We start from the raw sequence: 23,014 nt of genomic DNA, 5'->3' as shown, positions 1-23,014 counted from the left end.
AAGCTTAGTTTATCTTGATTATAGGGTTGCTTACCCTCTTATTCTAAAAGCACTATTACTTTTAGCCGAATCTTTTCCTACCATTATACCATTTTTTTGATGATTTTCAAAATGAAGATTTGTTTTCAAAAAAGAGCTGGTTGCCCAACTCTTTCCTATATGCTATTCTTTTTTCATTAAAAAGTCATAAATTTCTTGCACGGTACCCAGCGCCATCATTTCTTGGTCTTTGACGGTTTGTTTGAGATTTTGGTAAATCAGACTTTCTCCGATTTCCCGCTTTGGTGCCTCTTTATTGACTGTCATGACACCATCTTTGATGGTCACAAAGCCTAGCTCTTCAAATACTTGAATCATCTTAACCAGCAAGATTTGTTGGATATTGAGATAGGCTGCCAAATCCTTCAGTTTGTAGCGAATATCAAACTCTGGGAACTGATAGATGGTCTTGTACAATTTGGCAAACTGATCTCTAGTCCCATAACCTGTCAGATAATAGGCCTTGTCAATGTCATTTTTGAAATAGACAGCAGAGAAATTCTGTTCCTGAAAAATGGTCTTCAGCAGGGTAATATCCTCAGGAATAGTTTTTACGACAACAGCTTCACTAGTCGCTATATCTGGCACTCCTCCAGCAAAATCCAAGACTGGAACTCCTTCTGGCAAGACTGCATTCTTCCCACGGATGTTAAAGAGTTGAACACCCTCCACACGCGCATCCACCATCATCAACTGCAGGGCAGTTTGGCCATTCCATTGGTTGACAGACAATTTGACTGCCAACTCTAGATTCTTGGTTTGAGCAAATTCTGTTGCCCATCTACCTTGTCCAAATGCTACCACTTCAAAACTAGCTTCACCCTTGGAAATTTTCAGCTTGAGATGGGCGTTACCTGCTCCCATAGTACGAGCACTTTCGACCTGAAAATCTTTTATATAAAAGACAGGTTTCTGATTGTCCATGCCAAAAGGTGCTAAACGTTCAAAACTTTTGACCGTTTCCAAGCTAAGTGTCTCCAAATCCAGTTCTTCACCTAGATTTAACTTGTTCTTGCCAGCAGCATCTGCACCTTTTTCACGGACATAGTCTTCCAAGACCTGAGATAAATCTGAAAGTTTCTCCACTTCCAGCGTCATTCCTGCTGCGCCAGCATGACCGCCAAATGCGATAAAGAGGTCGCGATGGGGATCTAGGGCTTCAAAAATATCGACCGCTTCCACACTACGAGCACTACCCTTGGCACGACCATCTTCTATATTAAGAACGATGACTGTCTGCCCTAGTTCTTCCAGCAAGCGTCCAGCCACGATTCCTAGAACCCCAGGATTCCAGCCTTCCTTGGCCAAGACTTGGACCTTCTTCTCATGGTCCACCATGGTCTTAGCTTCTTCATAGATAGACTGGACGATTTCCTTGCGCTCTTCGTTTTTCTGGTGAATCATGAGGGCAATCTCGTGAGCTTCCTCGTCGTCAAATCCAGTCAACAAATCAATGGCAGGATTGGGATCATCCAAGCGGCCCAAGGCATTCAAACGAGGGGCAATCTGAAAACCAACCGTTTCTTCTGTTACTTCGTTAGCAGCAATCCCAGCCATGCCCAGCATCTCTTGTAAACCAATGCGCTGAGTATGGCCCAACATTTCCAGACCATACTGAACCAAGATACGGTTCTCATCCGTCAAACTCACCATATCTGCAATGGTACCAATAGCGACCAAATCAAGCAATTCCACTTGCACTTCTTCTAACAGGGCACAAGCCAACTTGAAAGCCACTCCACAACCAGCCAAATATTTGAAAGGATAGTCCGCATCAGGATGTTCAGGATGGACAATGGCATAGGCATCTGGTAAGGTTTCAGGCATGGAATGATGGTCTGTCACAATGACATCCACTCCCATAGACTGGGCCAGTTCAATGGCCTCATGACCAGCAACCCCATTGTCCACCGTCACAATCAAGGAAATTCCTTCTTGTTCGATAAAATATTTGTAAACACTGGCATTAGGTCCATAACCGTCGGTAAAACGATTGGGAAGATAAACCCGGCACTCGGCACCAAGCTGTTCCAAACTTTCCTTAACAATCGAAGCCGAAGTCATACCATCCGCATCATAATCACCGTAAACGAGAATATTTTCCCCTTCTTCAATGGCCTGACGAATGCGTGCTACGGCCCTATCCATATCATGGAGTAGATAAGGGTCATGCAAGTCCTCCAAGGAAGGTTCTAAAAACTTCTGCAGACTTTCTTGGTCCTGAATCCCTCTCTCAAATAATAACCGAGCCACCTCAGGACCCAGTCCAGCCTTCTTGGCTATCTTTGTAAAATCCGCATCTTCTACCTGCGGGGCAAACTGCCATTCATAAGTAGGTGTTATCAAAAAGACATCCACTCTTTCTAAGAATTCTATTGCTTCATTATAACATGATTTAGGCTTTTTCTCTATCCTGATTGCTTTCTACAAAAATTTTACTAACTTTTTTCTGATATGATTTGACAAGAAAAATCTTTTGGTGTAGAATCATGTTATAAAATCTAACACAAAGGAGATTCCTTATGGCTTTAGTAGAATTTGAACATGTCGAAAAATATTACGGAGACTACCACGCACTCCGCGACATCAATCTCCGTTTTGAAAAAGGGCAAGTCGTTGTCCTCCTAGGCCCTTCTGGTTCTGGGAAGTCCACTCTTATCCGCACCATCAATGGTTTGGAGGCTGTAGACAAAGGAAGTCTTTTAGTAAATGGTCACCAAGTTGCTGGTGCCAGCCAGAAAGATTTGGTGCCTCTTCGTAAGGAAGTCGGTATGGTTTTCCAGCATTTTAACCTTTATCCGCATAAAACAGTGTTAGAAAACGTAACACTAGCGCCCATAAAAGTTTTAGGAATTGATAAAAAAGAAGCTGAAAAGACAGCCCAAAAATATCTGGAATTTGTAAATATGTGGGACAAGAAAGATTCTTATCCAGCCATGCTTTCTGGTGGACAAAAACAACGGATTGCCATCGCACGTGGACTCGCTATGCATCCTGAACTCCTCCTCTTTGATGAGCCAACATCTGCTCTTGACCCTGAAACCATCGGCGATGTTCTGGCAGTTATGCAAAAATTGGCCCACGATGGTATGAATATGATTGTCGTTACCCATGAAATGGGCTTCGCCCGTGAAGTTGCTGACCGAATCATCTTTATGGCTGACGGAGAGGTTTTAGTAGATACGACCGATGTCGATGACTTTTTCGACAATCCAAGCGAACCTCGTGCTCAACAATTCCTCAGCAAAATTATCAACCACGAAAGTGACAAAGTCAAATAAGGAGGCGCCTATGAAAAAGAAATTCTTTTTATCAGCAATATTGATTAGCCTTTTCGGCCTTGCTGCTGCAAAACCAGTCCTGGCTGATACCAGTGTCGCAGACATTCAAAAGAGAGGCGAGCTAGTTGTCGGTGTGAAACAAGACGTTCCCAATTTTGGCTACAAGGATCCTAAGACAGGGACCTATTCTGGTATCGAAACCGACTTGGCCAAGATGGTAGCTGATGAGCTCAAGGTTAAGGTTCGTTATGTGCCTGTTACCGCTCAAACCCGTGGACCACTCCTAGACAATGAACAGGTCGATATGGATATCGCAACCTTTACCATCACAGACGAACGTAAAAAACTCTACAACTTCACCAGCCCTTACTACACAGATGCTTCTGGCTTTTTGGTCAATAAGTCAGCCAAAATCAAAAATATTGAGGACCTAAACGGCAAAACCATCGGAGTTGCCCAAGGCTCCATTACCCAACGCCTGATTACTGAACTGGGTACAAAGAAAGGCTTGAAGTTTAAATTCGTCGAACTTGGTTCCTACCCCGAATTGATTACTTCCCTTCATGCTCACCGTATCGATGCCTTTTCCGTTGACCGTTCTATCCTATCTGGCTACATCAGTAAGCGGACAGAACTACTAGATGATAGTTTCAAGCCATCTGACTACGGTATCGTTACCAAGAAATCAAATACCGAGCTAAACAATTATCTTGATAACTTGGTTACTAAATGGAGCAAGGATGGTAGTTTGCAGAAACTTTATGACCGTTACAAGCTCAAACCATCTAGCCATACTGCAGATTAAGGAGGATACCCCATGACAGATTTATCATCTTGGACAGCCTATTTTCAGGATTTTGGACAATTTTTCAATGGTTTCCTCTTCACCCTTGCCCTAGCAATTGGATCCTTTATCCTCGCCATGGTTTTAGGCATCTTCTTTGGAGCCATGTCAACCAGCAAACGTCCAATATTGAGAATTTTGGCTCGCATCTTTGTCGAGTTTTACCAAAATACTCCCCTCTTAGTGCAGTTTGTAATCGTTTTTTACGGCCTACCTCTTATCAGTGACCACACCATCATGATTCCGATTTATTGGACGGCTGTTCTCTGCGTGGGACTCTATCACGGCGCCTATATCGCCGAGGTAATTCGCTCAGGCATTCAGTCTATTCCTAGCGGTCAGATGGAAGCCGCCTTGTCGCAAGGGTTTACCTATATCAGTGCCATGCGCTTGATTATCTTGCCTCAAGCCTTCCGTATCATTCTCCCTCCTTTGACCAACCAAATTGTTAACCTCATCAAGAATACCTCTACAGTCGCTATCATCTCTGGAGTGGACTTGATGTTTGTGACCAAATCTTGGTCAGCTCTTAACGGAAACTACATTCCAGCATTTTTAGGCGCTGCCCTTCTCTACTTTTCTCTATGCTTCCCTGTTGCCCAGTTTGGTCGTAAGATGGAGCAAGCCAACAAAAAAGCCTATTCACTTTAGGAGGTTACTATGGAATCTATTTTAGAAGTTTTGACCCCAGATAACCTAGTCTTTATCTTTAAAGGATTTGGCTTGACCCTCTACATTTCTCTGATTGCCATCATCCTCTCTACCCTCATTGGTACGGTGCTAGCCGTCATGAGAAATGGCAAAAATCCTGTCTTACGAATCATCTCCAGCATTTACATCGAGTTTGTGCGTAACGTTCCCAACCTCCTCTGGATTTTCACCATCTTTTTGGTTTTCAAGATGAAGTCAACACCAGCAGGAATCACTGCCTTCACCCTCTTTACATCAGCAGCCCTAGCTGAGATTATCCGAGGCGGTCTCAATGCTGTGGACAAGGGACAATACGAAGCAGGAATGTCGCAAGGATTCACCTCAGCCCAAATCCTCTACCACATCATTCTCCCACAAGCCATTCGTAAAATGTTGCCAGCCATCATTTCTCAGTTTGTTACCGTGATTAAGGATACCAGTCTTCTCTACTCTGTTATCGCCCTACAAGAACTCTTTGGAGCTAGCCAAATTCTCATGGGCCGTTATTTCGAACCAGAGCAAGTCTTCAGTCTGTATATCCTGATTGCCCTCATCTACTTCAGCTTCAACCTAGCCATTTCTAGCCTGTCTCATATGCTAGCCAAACGTTGGCAACAAGCTGCAGAATAATACTCTTCGAAAATCAAATTCAAACCACGTCAGCTTCACCTTGCCGTACTCCAGTACAGCCTGCGGCTAGCTTCCTAGTTTGCTCTTTGATTTTCATTGAGTATAAACAGCAACTCTCCAGTTAAATTGGAGAGTTTTTTTGATGATAGTAGATATTTATAGACCTCAATTTGACACCATACTTTTTCTATGATAAAATGTAACAAATTTGTTTACAACAAATCAAAATCTAAATGAAATGGAATTTTCTATGAAATCAATCAAAGGACTACTCTTTATCATAGCTAGTTTTATCTTGACTCTTTTTGCTTGGATGAACACTTCTCCCCAATTCATGATTCCAGGACTAGCTTTAACAAGCCTATCTCTGACTTTTATCCTAGCCACTCGTCTCCCCCTACTAGAAAGCTGGTTTCACGGTTTGGAGAAGATCTACACCGTCCACAAATTCACAGCCTTTCTATCCGTCATCCTACTCATCTTTCATAACTTTAGTATGGGCGGTTTGTGGGGATCTCGTTTAGCTGCTCAGTTTGGCAATCTTGCCATCTATATCTTTGTCAGCATCATCCTCGTCGCCTATTTAGGCAAATACATCCAATACGAAGCTTGGAGATGGATTCACCGCCTGGTTTACCTAGCTTATATTTTCGGACTCTTTCATGTCTACATGATCATGGGCAATCGTCTTCTCACATTTAATCTTCTAAGTTTTCTTGTTGGTAGCTATGCCCTTTTAGGCTTACTAGCTGGTTTTTATATCATTTTTCTATATCAAAAGATTGGCTTCCCCTATCTAGGGAAAATTACCAATCTCAAACTCTTAAATCACGATACTATAGAAATTCAAATCCATCTTAGCAGACCTTTCAACTATCAATCAGGACAATTTGCCTTCCTAAAGATTTTCCAAGAAGGCTTTGAAAGTGCTCCGCATCCCTTTTCTATCTCAGGAGGTCACGGTCAAACTCTTTACTTTACTGTCAAAAATTCAGGTGACCATACCAAGAATATCTATGACAATCTTCAAGTCGGCAGCAAAGTAAGCGTAGATAGAGCTTACGGACACATGATCATAGAAGAAGGACGAGAAAATCAGGTTTGGATTGCTGGAGGCATTGGGATTACCCCCTTCATCTCTTACATCCGTGAACTTCCTATTTTGGATAAACAGGTTCACTTCTACTATAGCTTCCGTGGAGAGGAAAATGCAGTCTACCTGGATTTGCTCCGTGACTATGCTCAGAAAAACCCTAATTTTGAACTCCATCTAGTAGATAGTAGGAAAGACGGCTATCTTAATTTTGAGCAAGAAGAAGTGCCCGAACATGCAACCGTCTATATGTGTGGTCCTCTTTCTATGATGAAGTTACTTGCCAAACAGATTAAGAAACAAAATCCAAAAGCAGAGCTTATTTACGAAGGATTCAAGTTCAAATAACCACTCATACTCTCCTGGAATTTCCCAGGAGTTTTTTCTACGCAATCTCAAAAAACACTGCCAGATTTCTAGCAGTGTTTTGAGTTTCATTTGCAGGCATCTATCCCTCTTAATCCTTCATCTGACTCTCTGCGTCGGCCACGACTTGCTCTAGACTGGTCTGACCAAGTTCAGTCTCCATCGCCAGCTGGATTCTCTCCAATTTTTGATCCAAAACATCATGAATACGAGCACCTACTGGGCAATTTGGATTTGGATTGTCATGAAAACTGAAGAGTTGACCAGTCTTACCCAGACACTCAACAGCCTGATAAACATCTAATAGACTAATGTCTTTGAGATCCTTGACAATCTCTGTCCCACCTGTTCCACGCGCTACTGAAATCAGCTCTGCCTTCTTCAACTGGGACAAGGTCTTTCTGATAATGACTGGATTGACCCCGACACTAGCAGCCAGAAAATCACTGGTCACCTTGCTTTCCTTTCCCTTGAGGGCAATGATTATCAGCATATGAGTCGCAATGGTAAATCTACTTGGAATTTGCATCCTCTTCTCCTTTTTACGAGGCTACCCTGCCTCTACTCTTCTTTTTCTATTATTATACCCTTTTTAGTTGTAATGTCAATCGTTACCACTTTTCAACCAGGCATCTAACTCCCTATCGTAGCCCTCTTGCTGGGCCAATTCTCTCAAAAATTCCTGATGATGAGTATGGTGGATACCATTGACCAGACTTTCATAATAAACCTCAAAATAGGGAAGTTTGAGGTCTTTAGCCAACTGCAATTCAGCTGCCACATCGTAGTCTACCCGTCGGAAGTCCATATCTACCAAGCCCTTATCATCGAACTCCAAAACCATATACTGGGCTCGCAAGTCCTTCCGCAAATGGGTATCTAGAAAGAAAGGTTGCCCAATCGAACCTGGATTGACAATCAATTGCCCACCAGTCCCGTAACGAAGCAACTGCTGATGAATATGACCATATACAGCGATATCACAAGGTGGATTGGTCACCAAGCGGTCAAAATCCTCTTGCGCTCCAGTATGAATCAACTCTCTCCCCCAGTTCTTATCAGGAAGATGGTGGCTAATTCCTACCGTCAAATCCCCAAACTGACGATGAATCTGTAGAGGTTGATTGTGGAGCAGTTCAATTTCTTCTAGGGAAATTTCCTCTAAAACATACTGGCACTGGCGCAAGAGATAGCGTTGACTGGGACGAGTACTATCCAATTCCTTACGGACACCATGCCAAAGACTGTCTTCCCAGTTTCCCAAAACTCTAGCCGTAATCGGTAGTTGAGCCAACAAGTCCAAAATTCTTCTACGCCCTGTCCCTGGCATGAGAATGTCTCCCAAAAGCCAGTATTCATCCACTCCTAGCTGCCGAGCATCTGCCAAAACAGCCTCCAAGGCGGTGGTATTTCCATGAATATCTGAAAGAAGAGCTATTTTTGTCATTCTTTCTCCTCATTTCCTCTTATATATCTTTTTAATATTATAACAAAAAATACTGTTTAATAGTCACCTTTAACCCACTCTTACTAAATCCAGAACACTACTTTTATCAAGGTAAAAACTTATCAAAAAGATTATTTTACATTACTCCTAACAAAGCATAGCAAGCACTTTTTCAATGAAGAAAATTCAAAAAAATCTACAAATATCTTGAAAATTTTCACAATCATGCTATAATAATCCATAGAGACAAGTCACTTAGTCCCTTTCTACTAGAGAGTGCGTGGTTGCTGGAAACGCATAGAAAGCCTATACTGATACTACTCTACTGACTTTTATGCAAACATAAAACGGTGGCCACGTTAGAGCCAATCAGAGGTGTCCCTCTTTTTTGAGGAACATAAATGAAGGTGGAACCACGTTGCGACGTCCTTTTGAGGATGTCGCTTTTTGTTTTTCTAGCTTTCAAAATCCTCTGTCCCTGTTTTCAGAATAGGGTTAACACATTCGTCAATAATATAAGTAAGGAGAACATCATGATTAACATTACTTTCCCAGATGGCGCTGTTCGTGAATTCGAATCTGGCGTTACAACTTTTGAAATTGCCCAATCTATCAGCAATTCCCTAGCTAAAAAGGCCTTGGCTGGTAAATTCAACGGCAGACTCATCGACACTACTCGTGCTATCACTGAAGATGGAAGCATCGAAATCGTGACACCTGATCACGAAGATGCCCTTCCAATCTTGCGTCACTCAGCTGCTCACTTGTTCGCCCAAGCAGCTCGTCGTCTGTTCCCAGACATTCACTTGGGGGTTGGTCCAGCTATCGAAGATGGTTTCTACTACGATACAGACAACCAAGCTGGTCAAATCTCTAACGAAGACCTTCCTCGTATCGAAGAAGAAATGCAAAAAATTGTCAAAGAAAACTTCCCATCAATCCGTGAAGAAGTTACTAAAGACGAGGCACGTGAAATCTTCAAGAACGACCCTTACAAGTTGGAATTGATTGAAGAACACTCTGAAGACGAAGGTGGTTTGACCATCTACCGTCAGGGTGAATATGTAGACCTTTGCCGTGGCCCACACGTCCCTTCAACAGGTCGTATCCAAATCTTCCACCTTCTCCATGTAGCTGGTGCTTACTGGCGTGGAAATAGCGACAACGCTATGATGCAACGTATCTACGGTACAGCTTGGTTTGACAAGAAAGACTTGAAAAACTACCTTCAAATGCGTGAAGAAGCTAAGGAACGTGACCACCGTAAACTTGGTAAAGAGCTTGACCTCTTCATGATTTCTCAAGAGGTTGGTCAAGGGCTTCCATTCTGGTTGCCAAATGGTGCGACTATTCGTCGTGAATTGGAACGCTATATCGTTGACAAAGAGCTAGCTTCAGGCTACCAACACGTTTACACTCCACCACTTGCTTCTGTAGAGCTTTACAAGACTTCTGGTCACTGGGATCATTACCAAGAAGACATGTTCCCAACTATGGACATGGGTGACGGGGAAGAATTTGTCCTTCGTCCAATGAACTGTCCGCACCACATCCAAGTCTTCAAACACCATGTTCATTCTTACCGTGAGTTGCCAATCCGTATTGCTGAAATCGGTATGATGCACCGTTATGAAAAATCTGGTGCCCTCACTGGTCTTCAACGTGTACGTGAAATGTCACTCAACGACGGTCACCTCTTTGTGACTCCAGAACAAATCCAAGAAGAATTCCAGCGTGCCCTTCAGTTGATTATCGATGTTTATGAAGATTTCAACTTGACTGAATACCGCTTCCGCCTCTCTCTTCGTGACCCTCAAGATACTCACAAGTACTTTGACAACGATGAGATGTGGGAAAATGCTCAAACCATGCTTCGTGCAGCCCTTGATGAAATGGGCGTGGACTACTTTGAAGCCGAAGGTGAAGCAGCCTTCTACGGACCAAAATTGGATATTCAAGTTAAGACCGCTCTTGGAAAAGAAGAAACTCTTTCTACTATCCAACTTGACTTCTTGCTTCCAGAACGCTTCGACCTTAAATATATCGGAGCTGATGGTGAAGAGCACCGTCCAGTTATGATCCACCGTGGAGTTATCTCAACTATGGAACGCTTCACAGCTATCTTGATTGAGAACTACAAGGGTGCCTTCCCAACATGGCTAGCACCTCACCAAGTAACTCTCATCCCAGTATCTAACGAAAAACACGTGGACTACGCATGGGAAGTAGCTAAAAAACTCCGTGACCGTGGTGTCCGTGCAGATGTAGATGAGCGCAATGAAAAAATGCAGTTCAAGATCCGTGCGTCACAAACAAGCAAGATTCCTTACCAATTGATCGTTGGGGACAAGGAAATGGAAGACGGAACTGTTAACGTTCGTCGCTATGGCCAAAAAGAAACACAAACTGTCTCAGTTGATGACTTTGTTCAAGCTATCCTAGCTGATATCGCCAACAAATCACGCGTTGAGAAATAAGAGATAAAATCCTAGCTACCTAAAAAGCAACAACTATTTCAGCTGTTGCTTTTTATATTTTTACTCAATGAAAATCAAAAAGCAAACTAGGAAGCTAGCCGCAAGCTGTACTTGAGTACGGTAAGGCGACGCTGACGTGGTTTGAAGAGATTTTCGAAGAGTATTATTTAATCCGAGCTAGTAGTGATTGACCAAACCACCACACAAGATTTACTTTTATGAGTTAGATAAAGTCAGTATCCTCAATCCTTGTCTGCTTCATTTTCTTTTACGAGATCTTTTTGTGAATCCTTTTCAGAGAGTTTTTGATCGATATACTTGTTAATGGTTTCATAAAATTCCTTGGTCGAATCACTGTCTAATTTTGTCGAATTATGAACTTGATTGACTTTCAATTGAACAGATTGAATACCGTAAGAGGCTTGTTTTTGGTGGAGCGTTTCTAATTCTTCTTCTGAAATCGGATCTCCAACAACCGTCAAGACCAACTCATTGTTTCTTGATTTGTAGACTTGATTAATGACCGTGTGATTGGCGAACTCTTTTCCTACAAACTGCTTGATTCCTTCTTTTCGCGCTTGATCTATCGTCAGAGTGACTGCTGAATAACTAGCCGGAAGAATCAATAATACAATCAAGGATATCAACCCAATTCTCATTTTAATGTTTAGCTCTTTAAATGAACTTAAGGGAGATTTTCTCATCATAATTCTTGTTCCAACAATGTTGATTAGCATGATAAAGACACAGTTGATCAAGAAAAGATAGAGAGCCCCCAATAAAAATCGTACATTCCCATTAGCTAAACCATAGCCAGCAGTACAGATAGGCGGCATCAGAGCTGTAGCAATGGCTACTCCTGGCACGATATTGTTTGCTTCTTTTTTCCTTGAACCGATCACACCAGCAATCCCACCAGCAATAGCAATGAGGACATCCCAAATGGTTGGAGAGGTTCGTGCAATCAACTCGCTACTTGCATAAGACAAGGGAGAAATCCAGAAATACAGAGTCGAGACAAGCAAACTGACCAACACTTGAGTCAATAAAACCTCTAGAGATTGCTTGATTAAACGCGTATCAAAAATAGCTAAACCGAATCCCAGTCCAACAATCGGTGTCATGAGAGGTGAAATCAACATGGCTCCTATAATGACAGCTGTTGAATTCATATTTAGTCCGATAGAGGCAATAAAAATTGCACACATCAAAATCGCTGTATCTCTCAATCGAACATGAAGGTCATCGTATAATTTCTCACGGTATTCCCGTGTTGAATAATTGGCAGTCATTTGTCCTCTCCTCTTTCCTTATTTAAATTGGTATAATAATTAAAAATAACAGCTGATAAACAGCCAAAAAATATGAGCCCATAAATCGTCAAGAAGACACTGGTAATCCTTCCAATCAAGGTCACAGCTAGGAGATCCCCGTAGCCGACAGTCGTCGAAGTCACAAAAGCATACCAAAGACCGTCTCCGTAATTTGTGATAGCAGGTTCAACTAGGAAAAGCACGCCTCCTGACCCAAAAACAAAGGTCACAAAACTCAGAGCAAACCGAGTAAAACCCGTAACCTGCATAATATGCCATAACATTTTTAAACGTTTCATTTGTTCTCCTTATTCATACTAGCTCCTGACCGAGCCGTTTTTTTCCAATAATCAAAGTGAAGATAGGACATGATCTCCATCAGAGAAAGATAGACAAACTGATAGATCTGATTTAAGCTGATTATCAACTGATATTGTTTGAAAAATGACTGGAAGAAAGACCAGATATGACTGTCTTGAATCAGTCCCTTCTTAATATCAGACAGGATATTAGCTAAAGCTCCCAAGGACTGAAACGGTAAATCCTTGACATTTATATAGATCCGGTCCACCACATCATTCAGACTGGTATCTTGGATGGCATGAAATTCTCCAAAGAGAACTCCTGCCGCTCCAAGAGTAGAAACAAATTCCACCAAATAATTTCTGAGGAAATTTTCTCAACCTTTTCCCATAATGTGTTTAGTGCCATCCATAACGATCCCAACCAGAAAAAGGAAAGAAAACAAGCAAAGAAATTTTGCCGTAAATCCCAAAAAGCTTCAAGACTTGGTGTTGTTGGTTTTTCTAACTCTTTTCCTTGAACCGATCACACCAGCAATCCCACCAGCAATAGCAATGAGAACATCCCAAATGGTTGGAGAGGTTCGTGCGATCAACTCGCTACTTGCATAAGACAAGGGAGAAATCCAGAAATACAGAGCCGAGACAAGCAAGCTAACCAATACTTGAGTAAATAAAACCTCTAGAGATTGCTTGATTAAACGCGTATCAAAAATAGCTAAACCAAATCCCAATCCAACAATCGGTGTCATAAGAGGGGAAATCAGCATGGCTCCAATAATGACAGCCGTTGAATTCATATTTAGGCCGATAGAGGCAATAAAAATCGCACACATCAAAATCACTGTATCTCTTAATCGGACATGAAGATCATCATATAATTTCTCACGGTATTCACGTGTTGAATAGTTTCCGGTCATTGGTTACTCCTTTTATTTCATATAATCTTGTTTCTGCATGGATGATGGTAGAGAGACTGCTGTCCAATCTTATATATTTTTCTTCTCACCTGTTATTCTTTTAAAAATTATCCTCTAAGTATCCGTCAGTCCATCCTTAACATTATATCAAAAATTTTATATTCTTTCTCTGACGAAATCTATCAATTGAATAGATAGATGAAGCAAGAAATTTTTGTTTCCTTATCCGAAGAAGGAAAAACGGTATCTCTACTTAATACTATGCGTTTTATTCTTTATAATTTAGCTATTTCAAAATTACAAGTTCTCCATTCTTAATTTCCCAAACTTGGTCAAACTTACTTAATAATTCGTTTTGGCGATGTAAAGTAACAATGACGGCACTTGGTAATTCCAGAACTCTTTCCAATTCCATTTTAAACTGATTAGTATCCAAGGCAGAGAAAGGTTCGTCTAGGATAAGCAATGGATTTTTACGATTTTTCTCACGATTTAAATACATTCGTTGTTGCTGACCACCTGACAGGGATTGTGGTGGAATTTTTTCAAAATCTTCTTCTCTGAATTTTTCATTGAAACTATTGAATAGCGTTACATTATTTTCATAACTCGAAATAAATGTATGTTCTTGTTGCAGAATCATACCGAATCTTCCCCAAAGATGGTCCAAAACAAGTCCATCTAGCACAATTTGTCCTTCAAAATCTTCATCTGTTCCATTTAAAATGTTGAGAAGACTACTTTTCCCAGACCCATTCTTACCAATAAGCGCAATTTTATCCCCTTTTTGAATCGTAGCGGAAGTAATTATCAATTTTGATTCTCCCAGTTGTTTGGAAATGTTTTTCAAAGTAATCGTATCAAAAGAATGTTGAGGTGCTTGAACTGAAACGGGTCTCCCAACAATGTTTTGAAAACTCTTGATTACAGGCTTTACGGACTCTAACATTTGTAAATCATAAAGGATTTCCTGTATTGGCTCAGAAAAAGCATTAATATATCCGAAACTCGCCACCACCTCAGGAATACCAAGTTGCTGGTGAGATAGAGAGTAGGCTAAATAAATAAACAGAACAAGACTAATGAATTCAAAAGAAACACCTGTCAATAAGATGCCTGTAATTTTTGTCAAACCATACTTAAAATACTTATCCTGCAAATTCTTTAGAGAACTCTTTTGTTGATTCAAAAAATGCGACATAGTTAGTTTATTTACCAAATGATGTCCCATGAGCAAATCCTCCAAAGTTCGATAGTAATCTCCTTGTTTTTTCAAGTAAACCTGTCTACGATTAGCGGTCAACTTCCCAACGATTTTAGGAATTTGAATACTAATTCCAGTGGAAAAGATTAAAATCAGTGATACAATAGGATTAATTGTTCTGCTAATAATGAAAGCGTAAATGATGATACGTAAAATTTGTTTGATAAAACTCATCAATGGAGGAAGGTAATCCTTTTCCAACGAATCTAGGTCATTAGATTGATAGGAAATATACTCTGCTACTGTTTTCTGCTTGAAATCGTGGTGACTGAGTCCCAGAAGTGAACGAAACCACTCATTTTTCAAAGTAGTCGAAAAGATAATCCCCTGCTTCCAATCAAGTATCATTTGGATATAGTTACAACTCAAATAGCCTGCCACTGACATAGAGTAACCATATAGAGCTACTTGATAATCCCCTTTGATTAATGCCTGCGTGAAATACGGTAACAAAGCTGTGCAGATATTCGATACTACACCAAAAAGAAAATTAAAGAAGAGATACCATCTAATAGTTTTAAGATATGGTAGCATATATGATACTCCTTGCTAATGCGTTTTTTTTACATATCGCAGAACAATCTCTACTATTCCTTATTTCAGATAGTGCGATACTCGGACATTGAGTGCAATAATTGTAAATCACACAAGTACTGCAGTTTTTACTATCATTCAAAATATAATTTGCTATTTTGTAAAATATAGGTCTATCCCATGTTTCTTTGATAGATGTAAAATGAATATTTCCAATACTTCTATTGAAAGTAAGCTTTTTCAGTTTTTCTAACGATTTAGGCTATTTCATGACACACCCACAATCCGTGAAAATTCTGGTTATATCAGATTATGTGATTTTCGTAAGAATTTTATATTGTCTCCAATCATGGCAGTCTCCTTTTACTTGATAAAACTATTACAACATTTAGAAATTAAAAACTGGTTCAAAATCAATAGAATGTGTGTATTCGATACATTCAATAATTCTTTGGAAACAGTTCTACACCAGTTACACAAATCTATATACACCTATCTCATTCAAAATAAAAAGAAAGCTGCAGTTCTTTTAATCCAGTATCAACGATTCATTCTGAAATCGAATAGGAGACATTCCCCAAGTCTACAATTCACTTCATCTCAAATTAATTTTTGTAATTCACCCTTAGTTTATAGATTTTATACTCAACAAAAGTATAAAGCATACAAAACTTCACTTTGAACCAGTATTTATACTATATTCCGTATTAAAAATTCTATTATTGGTTTTGTAAAAAACAGTCTTCAAATATCCTGAAATATAGCAAAAAGAGATTGGGTAAAAACTCATTGTCTCTTCTCACTCAAGGACTAAGTTCACTTGAGCAAACTGAATCCGCACTGTCGTTCCTTTTCCGACCTCAGACTCGATACGAATCTGGTGACCTAGTTCTTCAGAAATTTTCTTAGATAGATAGAGGCCAAGTCCAGATGACTGCTGAGTTAGGCGTCCATTATATCCTGAGAAGCCACGTTCAAAGACTCGGAGGACATCACTGTTTTTTATCCCGATTCCCGTATCCTTGATACAAAGCTCTTGTCCCTCCATATAAATCTCCAGACCACCTTCCTTGGTATACTTGAGACTGTTTGAGATGATTTGCTCAATAACCACTAGCAGCCACTTTTTATCCGTCACGATTTCTTTATCAAGATCATGTAGATTGACATTTAATCCTTTTTGAATAAAGAAAAGAGCATATTTACGAATTATTTCTTTGACCAAGTCCTCAATTTGAACCTGCTTTAAGACCAAATCATCATGGAAACTTTCTAAACGCAGGTACTGTAAAACCAAGTTGGTATAGGAGTCGATCTTGAAAATTTCCTGTTCTAGCTGCTGCTTCAGTTGGCGGTCAGCTACTTCTGCAACTAAGAGTTGACTAGCTGCAATGGGTGTCTTAACCTGATGGACCCACAAGGTATAGTAATCCAGCAAATCCGTCAGTTTTCTTTCTGAATCTGACCTCTGCTGATAGAGTTCCATCTCACGCGCTTCTAATTTTTCTGCTAAAGCTATTTCCAAAGGAGATTTGGCTTCCCTCTCCCCATAGAGAATTTCCTGGCGATAGACCTGCATTTCCACCAATATGTCCCAAGTGAAAAATAAGATGGTTACAAAACAACATAGCAGGAAAAAGTAGAGAAAATAAATTCCCAAACTTGCAAATAAAAACTGAAAGAGCAAAACCAGAAACGTCAAAGAAAGCAGATAGACAAACAGACGACTACGGGAACGCAGATAGGCTAGAAAAAATTGTTTCCAATCAAGCATGCTTCAGTCCGTACCCTATCCCTTTCTTGGTCTCGATAAATCCTACCAAGCCCTGTTCTTCCAACTTTTTACGCAAACGAGCCACATTAACAGATAGGGTATTGTCATCAATGAAAAAGTCACTATTCCAAAGTTCCCGCATGAGATCGTCACGCGCTACAATATTGCCCGCATGCTCAAACAATACTCGTAAAATCTGGAATTCATTCTTGGTCAAATTCAAGACTTGCCCTTGATAATGTAAATCCATGGATTTGGTATTAAGGATAACACCAGCATATTCCAGTAAACTCTCGTCACGCCCAAACTCATAGGAACGGCGCAACAAGCCCTGAACCTTGGCTAGAAGGACCTGCTGGTCAAAAGGCTTGGTCACAAAGTCATCCGCCCCCATATTGATTGCCATGACGATATCCATAGCCTGGTCTCTCGAAGACAGAAACATGATGGGTACCTTGGAAATCTTGCGAATCTCCTGACACCAGTGATAGCCATTAAACAAGGGCAGTCCAATATCCATGAGGACCAGATGAGGTTCCGACTGGACAAAAAGACTCAAAACTTCCATAAAGTCTTCTACCAGAACCACTTCAAATCCCCATTCAGAGAGCATTTTCCCGACCTGTTGACGAATGACCTGATCATCTTCTACTAATAAAATCTTGTGCATGCGCTCCTCCTTTTCTATTATTATAACAGATTTTTCCATGTTAGAAGGTCTGAAACTGAATTTGAAAGAGCTTGTTTTTAGCCAACAAAATGAGGCAACCCTACTAGCTAATTTGAGGGAAATTTGATAAGATAAATAAAAAAGAAAGGAGCTCTAATGGCCAATATTTTTGATTATCTGAAAGATGTCGCACACGATTCCTTTTACGACCTTCCTTTGAATGAGCTAGACATTCTAGCCTTAACAGAAATCACCTATCTCTCCTTTGATAATCTGGTCTCCACAAGTCCTCTGCGACTTTTAGACTTGGCACCTCTCATTCCAAGAGAGTCTAACATGTTGACCAGTAAAAACCGCCTCCAGCTATTAGATGAACTAGCTCAACACAAGCGCTTCAAAAATTGCAAACTCTCCCATTTTATCAATGATATCGACCCTGAGCTGCAAAAACAGTTTGCGGCTATGACCTACCGCCTCACTCTCGATACCTATCTGATTGTCTTTCGTGGGACAGATGACAGTATCATTGGCTGGAAGGAAGATTTCCACCTGACCTATATGAAGGAAATTCCTGCTCAAAAGCACGCCCTTCGCTATTTAAAGAACTTTTTTGCCCGCCATCCTAAGCAAAAGGTTATTCTGGCTGGGCATTCCAAGGGAGGAAATTTAGCCATCTATGCTGCTAGCCAAATTGAGCAAAGTTTGCAGGATCAAATCACAGCAGTTTATACCTTTGATGCGCCTGGTCTCCATAAAGAACTGACACAAACCGAGGGCTATCAAAGGATAATGGATAGAACCAAGGTCTTTATCCCACAAGGGTCCATTATCGGTATGATGATGGAAATCCCTAACCACCAAATCATCGTGCACAGTACTGCCTTAGGTGGTATCGCCCAGCACGACACCTTTAGTTGGCAGATTGAGGACAAACACTTCGTCCAACTGGATAAAATCAACAGTGATAGTCAACAAGTTGACACAACCTTCAAAGAATGGGTGGCAACAGTCCCTGACGAGGAGCTTCAGCTCTACTTCGACCTCTTCTTTGGCACCATTCTAGATGCTGGGATTAGCTCCATCAATGACCTGTCATCCTTAAAGGCGCTTGAACACATTCATCATCTCTTTGTCCAAGCTCAATCCCTCACTCCAGAAGAAAGGGAAACCATGGGACGCCTCACCCAATTATTAATTGATACCCGTTACCAAGCATGGAAAAATAGATAATCCACATAAAAAACCCAACTAATCGTTTGATTAGTTGGGTTTTCATTTATGAAATTGAATTCCTTTGTCTAATCTTTAATGATTAAAACATTAGTCTTCTTTTTTCTTGCGTGCCACAAGACCAAATCCGCTCAATACTCCAAGAAGTCCAAGAGCTGCTAGGCTTGAGTGATCTTCTGTACCAGTATTAGGCAATTCCTTAGCCGGTTTAGCTGGAGCTGGTTTTGATGGTTTCGCAGGTTCTGGTTTCACAGAAGGAATGATTTTTTCATAAACATGAACTGTGTCGCCATTTGGAAGTTTCTTAGTTTCTACGAAGCGGTAGCCTGGAATATCTTTCTTAGGTTGTTCGCCATCTTCACTTGGATTACCTGGAATCTCGTTTCCTTCTTTATCCTTGAATGATGTCTTAACTTTTTCGTAGACGTGCTCTGTATCTCCATTTGGAAGTTTCTTAGTTTCTACGAAGCGGTAGCCTGGAATATCTTTCTTAGGTTGTTCGCCATCTTCACTTGGATTACCTGGAATCTCGTTTCCTTCTTTATCCTTGAATGATGTCTTAACTTTTTCGTAGACGTGCTCGATGTCGCCATTTGGAAGTTTCTTAGTCTCTACGAAGCGGTAACCTGGGATATCCTTCTTAGGATTTTCACCGTCTTCTGTTGGATAGTTTGGAATTTCGTTGCCATCTTTATCCTTGTGACTTGTCTTAACTTTCTCATAAACGTGTTCTACATCGCCATTTGGAAGTTTCTTAGTCTCTACGAAGCGGTAACCTGGGATATCTTTCTTAGGTTGTTCGCCATCTTCTGTTGGATAGTTTGGAATTTCATTTCCTTCTTTATCCTTGAATGATGTCTTAACTTTCTCATAAACGTGTTCGATGTCGCCATTTGGAAGTTTCTTAGTCTCTACGAAGCGGTAACCTGGGATATCTTTCTTAGGTTGTTCGCCATCTTCTGTTGGATAGTTTGGAATTTCATTTCCGTCTTTATCCTTGTGACTTGTCTTAACTTTCTCATAAACGTGCTCTGTATCACCGTTTGGAAGTTTCTTAGTTTCTACGAAGCGGTAACCTGGGATATCTTTCTTAGGATTTGTACCTTCTTCAGTAGTTGTTCCTGGAATTACATTACCATCTTTATCTTTATAAGTTGTCGTAACTTTTTCATAGATGTGTTTTGTATTTCCTTTTTCGTCTACTTCAGTTTTAACAATCTTGTATCCTGGGATATCTTTAGTTGGTTTAGTTCCATCTTCTGTTGGTGAAAGTGGTTTACCATCTTTATCAACGAACGAAGTATCAGGACGAACTGTTGGAGTGTAAGTAGCTGTTACAGGTGTTCCGTTCTTATCTACACGTTTAACTGTCACACCTTTAGCTTTTCCTACGAAGTCAGGTTCTGGTGTGAACGTTACTTTACCGTTTTCATCGATTGTGTATGTTCCTTCGCCTGGTACTTTCTTCTCAGTTGTGCCATCGTCAAATGTTGGTTTAACAGTTTCATCGATTGGTACATTAGGGTTTCCTGGTTTAAATTCAGGTGTTCCTGTTTGTGGTTGCCCTTTAGGTCCTTCAGATTCTGCAGGTGTTCCTTCTGGAGTCACTGGAGTTACTGTTGGTGTGTATTTAGCTGTCACTGGTGTGCCATTCTTATCTACACGTTTAACAGTTACGCCTGTTCCTTTACCTGTGAATGTCTTCTCTGGTGTGAACGTTACTGTACCGTCTGGATTTACTTTGTAAGTTCCTTCGCCTGGAATTGTCTTAGTTGTTGATCCATCTTCGAAGGTTGCTGGTACTTCATCATCCATTGGTACTTCTGGGTTGCCTGGTTTGAATTCAGGTTTACCATTTTGTTCTTTACCTTGGATATCTGTTGTTTCAGCAGGTGTTCCTTCTGGAGTTACTGGGGTTACTGTTGGTGTGTATTTAGCCGTTACTGGCGTACCGTTCTTATCTACACGTTTAACAGTTACGCCTGTGCCTTTACCTGTGAATGTCTTCTCAGGTGTGAACGTTACTGTGCCATCTGATGAAACTGTGTATGTTCCTTCACCTGGAATTGTCTTAGTTGTTGAACCGTCTTCGAAGGTTGCTGGTACTTCATCATCCATTGGTACTTCTGGGTTGCCTGGTTTGAATTCAGGTTTACCATTTTGTTCTTTACCTTGGATATCTTTTGTTTCAGCTGGGTCTGCGGTTGGGGTTACTGGGGTTACGTTTGGTGTGTATTTAGCCGTTACTGGGGTTCCGTTCTTATCTACACGTTTAACTGTTACGCCTGTGCCTTTACCTGTGAAGTTCTTCTCTGGTGTGAACGTTACTGTTCCATCTGGTGAGACTGTGTATGTTCCTTCACCTGGAATTGTCTTAGTTGTTGAACCATCTTCGAAGGTTGCTGGTACTTCATCATCCATTGGAACTTCTGGGTTGCCTGGTTTGAATTCAGGTTTACCGTTTTGTTCTTTACCTTGGATATCTGTTGTTTCAGCTGGTGTTCCTTCTGGAGTCACTGGAGTTACTGTTGGTGTGTATTTAGCTGTTACTGGGGTACCATTCTTATCTACACGTTTAACTGTTACGCCTGTTCCTTTACCTGTGAATGTCTTCTCTGGTGTGAACGTTACTGTACCGTCTGGATTTACTTTGTAAGTTCCTTCGCCTGGAATTGTCTTAGTTGTTGATCCATCTTCGAAGGTTGCTGGTACTTCGTCATTCATCGGTACATTTGGATTTCCTGGTTTGAATTCAGGTTTGCCAGTTTGTTCTTTACCTTGGATATCTGTTGTTTCAGCTGGTTCTGCTGTTGGGGTTACAGGGGTTACGTTTGGTGTGTATGTTGTTGAAACTGGCGTTCCATTTACGTCTACACGTTGGACTGTAACTCCTTTTGCTTTTCCTACGAATTGTGGTTCTGGACGGAATTCTACTACTCCGTTATATACTGTGTAAGTTCCTTCGCCCGGTACCACGATTTCATTAGTTACTTTACCTGTTGATGGATCGATTAATTCTAATGGTTTTGTTTCATCGATTGGTACAATTTTTTGTACTCCATCTACTGATACTCTTCCTCCTAAGAATTGTGGTAATCCCTTTTGTAACGCACCTTGGATATCTGTTGTTTCAGCTGGTGTTGCTGTTGGAGTTGCTGGTAATACTGTTGGTGTGTATTTAGCCGTTACTGGTGTTCCGTTCTTATCTACACGTTTAACCGTTACTCCTGTTCCTGTTCCTGTGAATGTTTTCTCAGGTACGAATGTTACTGTTCCATCTGGAGCTACAGTGTAAGTACCTTCTCCTGGAATTACTTTTTCTTTTGAACCATCTTCGAATGTCGCTGGAGTATCATCATCCATTGGCACTTCATCAGCACCAGGTGTGAATGTTGGTTTACCAGTTTGAGTTGCACCTTGTACATCTTTTGTTTCTTTTGGTTCTGCTGTTGGTACTACTGGAGTTACTGTTGGTGTGTAAGTTGTTTCTACCTTAGTTCCGTTAGTATCCTTCGCTACAACCTTAGCTGGATCTGGTGTGCCTGTGAAGTCTTTGTTTGGTTGGAATGTGATAACTCCTGTTGTTGGATCAATTGTGTATGTTCCAACTTCTTTACCATCTTTTGTAGCTGGCATTGTTGTTACTTCGTTGCCACTTGGGTCTACCAATTTAACAGTTGTCTTATCAATTGGCGCTACTTCATCACCTTGTTTGAACATTGACTCTGTTTCTTGAGTTTGTGGTTGACCTTGTTTTCCAGTTGTTTCTTTTGGTTCTGCTGTTGGGATTACTGGGGTTACTGTTGGTGTGTAAGTTGTTTCTACCTTAGTTCCGTTAGTATCCTTCGCTACAACCTTAGCTGGATCTGGTGTGCCTGTGAAGTCTTTGTTTGGTTGGAATGTGATAACTCCTGTTGTTGGATCAATTGTGTATGTTCCAACTTCTTTACCATCTTTTGTAACTGGCATTGTTGTTACTTCGTTGCCACTTGGGTCTACCAATTTAACAGTTGTCTTATCAATTGGCGCTACTTCATCACCTTGTTTGAACATTGACTCTGTTTCTTGAGTTTGTGGTTGACCTTGTTTTCCAGTTGTTTCTTTTGGTTCTGCTGTTGGTGTTACTGGAGTTACTGTTGG

General features: G+C 40.8%; 17 protein-coding genes and 2 pseudogenes. 7 read left to right on the top strand and 12 right to left on the bottom strand.

The features are described from left to right. Positions 1-162: 162 nt before the first annotated feature. Entirely contained in the window at positions 163-2,385 is a 2,223-nt protein-coding gene (gene recJ / locus CBI42_RS05395) for a single-stranded-DNA-specific exonuclease RecJ (protein ID WP_179211366.1), read from the bottom strand. Between the two features lie 176 nt (positions 2,386-2,561). Here recJ and CBI42_RS05390 point away from each other — a divergent pair, with 176 nt between their 5' ends. From CBI42_RS05390 to CBI42_RS05370, 5 genes are all read left to right on the top strand, one after another. Next, entirely contained in the window at positions 2,562-3,320 is a 759-nt protein-coding gene (locus CBI42_RS05390; RefSeq protein ID WP_001229569.1) for an amino acid ABC transporter ATP-binding protein, read from the top strand. Between the two features lie 10 nt (positions 3,321-3,330). Next, on the top strand, positions 3,331-4,125 hold the full coding sequence (locus CBI42_RS05385; RefSeq protein ID WP_094753432.1) for a transporter substrate-binding domain-containing protein: 795 nt from the start codon (positions 3,331-3,333) through the stop codon (positions 4,123-4,125). A gap of 12 nt (positions 4,126-4,137) precedes the next feature. Then, a complete protein-coding gene (locus tag CBI42_RS05380; RefSeq protein WP_000131145.1) occupies positions 4,138-4,815 on the top strand; it encodes an amino acid ABC transporter permease in 678 nt (225 codons plus the stop codon). 9 nt (positions 4,816-4,824) lie between these two features. Continuing rightward, entirely contained in the window at positions 4,825-5,484 is a 660-nt protein-coding gene (locus CBI42_RS05375) for an amino acid ABC transporter permease (RefSeq protein ID WP_094753431.1), read from the top strand. Between the two features lie 250 nt (positions 5,485-5,734). Continuing rightward, positions 5,735-6,925 (top strand): ferredoxin reductase family protein, encoded by a 1,191-nt coding sequence (locus CBI42_RS05370; RefSeq protein ID WP_179211365.1) that lies wholly within the window; start codon positions 5,735-5,737, stop codon positions 6,923-6,925. Between the two features lie 109 nt (positions 6,926-7,034). Here the strand turns inward: CBI42_RS05370 and CBI42_RS05365 are convergent, their stop codons facing one another. Next, entirely contained in the window at positions 7,035-7,472 is a 438-nt protein-coding gene (locus tag CBI42_RS05365) for an Rrf2 family transcriptional regulator (protein WP_094753429.1), read from the bottom strand. Positions 7,473-7,547: 75 nt separating this feature from the next. Then, positions 7,548-8,390, bottom strand: coding sequence for a metallophosphoesterase family protein (locus tag CBI42_RS05360; protein ID WP_070478512.1), 843 nt, complete (start codon positions 8,388-8,390; stop codon positions 7,548-7,550). 533 nt (positions 8,391-8,923) lie between these two features. On the opposite strand from CBI42_RS05360, the gene thrS reads away from it, so the two are divergent. Then, on the top strand, positions 8,924-10,867 hold the full coding sequence (gene thrS, locus CBI42_RS05355; protein ID WP_094753428.1) for a threonine--tRNA ligase: 1,944 nt from the start codon (positions 8,924-8,926) through the stop codon (positions 10,865-10,867). Positions 10,868-11,109: 242 nt separating this feature from the next. Here the strand turns inward: thrS and CBI42_RS05345 are convergent, their stop codons facing one another. The 8 genes and pseudogenes from CBI42_RS05345 to CBI42_RS05310 form a co-directional block, all read right to left on the bottom strand. Further along, complete coding sequence (locus CBI42_RS05345; protein ID WP_049510043.1) at positions 11,110-12,159, bottom strand: DUF389 domain-containing protein; 1,050 nt, start codon at positions 12,157-12,159, stop codon at positions 11,110-11,112. Further along, positions 12,156-12,479 carry a potassium channel family protein gene (locus CBI42_RS05340; RefSeq protein ID WP_000825751.1) on the bottom strand — a complete coding sequence of 108 codons (324 nt, stop codon included), beginning with the start codon at positions 12,477-12,479 and terminating at the stop codon, positions 12,156-12,158. Before CBI42_RS05340 ends, CBI42_RS05345 begins: the two co-directional genes overlap by 4 nt. Beyond that, on the bottom strand, positions 12,476-12,835 hold the full coding sequence (locus tag CBI42_RS05335) for a hypothetical protein (protein WP_000397555.1): 360 nt from the start codon (positions 12,833-12,835) through the stop codon (positions 12,476-12,478). Before CBI42_RS05335 ends, CBI42_RS05340 begins: the two co-directional genes overlap by 4 nt. Continuing rightward, positions 12,760-12,993 (bottom strand): annotated as a pseudogene (locus CBI42_RS05330) (TMEM175 family protein); the annotation flags it as partial. The gene CBI42_RS05335 and the pseudogene CBI42_RS05330, both read right to left, overlap by 76 nt. Continuing rightward, positions 12,992-13,402: pseudogene (locus tag CBI42_RS05325) on the bottom strand (DUF389 domain-containing protein); the annotation flags it as partial. The pseudogenes CBI42_RS05325 and CBI42_RS05330, both read right to left, overlap by 2 nt. Before the next feature lie 286 nt (positions 13,403-13,688). Next, positions 13,689-15,200, bottom strand: coding sequence for an ATP-binding cassette domain-containing protein (locus CBI42_RS05320; protein WP_004242726.1), 1,512 nt, complete (start codon positions 15,198-15,200; stop codon positions 13,689-13,691). Positions 15,201-15,999: 799 nt separating this feature from the next. Beyond that, positions 16,000-16,974, bottom strand: coding sequence for a HAMP domain-containing histidine kinase (locus tag CBI42_RS05315; RefSeq protein ID WP_070482903.1), 975 nt, complete (start codon positions 16,972-16,974; stop codon positions 16,000-16,002). Further along, positions 16,967-17,644 carry a response regulator transcription factor gene (locus CBI42_RS05310; protein WP_000548991.1) on the bottom strand — a complete coding sequence of 226 codons (678 nt, stop codon included), beginning with the start codon at positions 17,642-17,644 and terminating at the stop codon, positions 16,967-16,969. Before CBI42_RS05310 ends, CBI42_RS05315 begins: the two co-directional genes overlap by 8 nt. A 156-nt stretch (positions 17,645-17,800) precedes the next feature. Between CBI42_RS05310 and CBI42_RS05305 the strand changes: the two genes are divergently transcribed. Beyond that, a complete protein-coding gene (locus CBI42_RS05305; RefSeq protein WP_061589906.1) occupies positions 17,801-18,874 on the top strand; it encodes a DUF2974 domain-containing protein in 1,074 nt (357 codons plus the stop codon). A gap of 90 nt (positions 18,875-18,964) precedes the next feature. Here CBI42_RS05305 and CBI42_RS05300 read toward each other — a convergent pair. Further along, positions 18,965-23,014: LPXTG cell wall anchor domain-containing protein (locus CBI42_RS05300; RefSeq protein ID WP_142294088.1), on the bottom strand; the 4,050-nt coding region annotated here is incomplete at its 5' end.

It is taken from the genome of Streptococcus sp. KR (genome assembly GCF_002238115.1).
Taxonomy (GTDB): domain Bacteria; phylum Bacillota; class Bacilli; order Lactobacillales; family Streptococcaceae; genus Streptococcus.
This window is presented reverse-complemented; position numbering and strand designations above follow the sequence as displayed.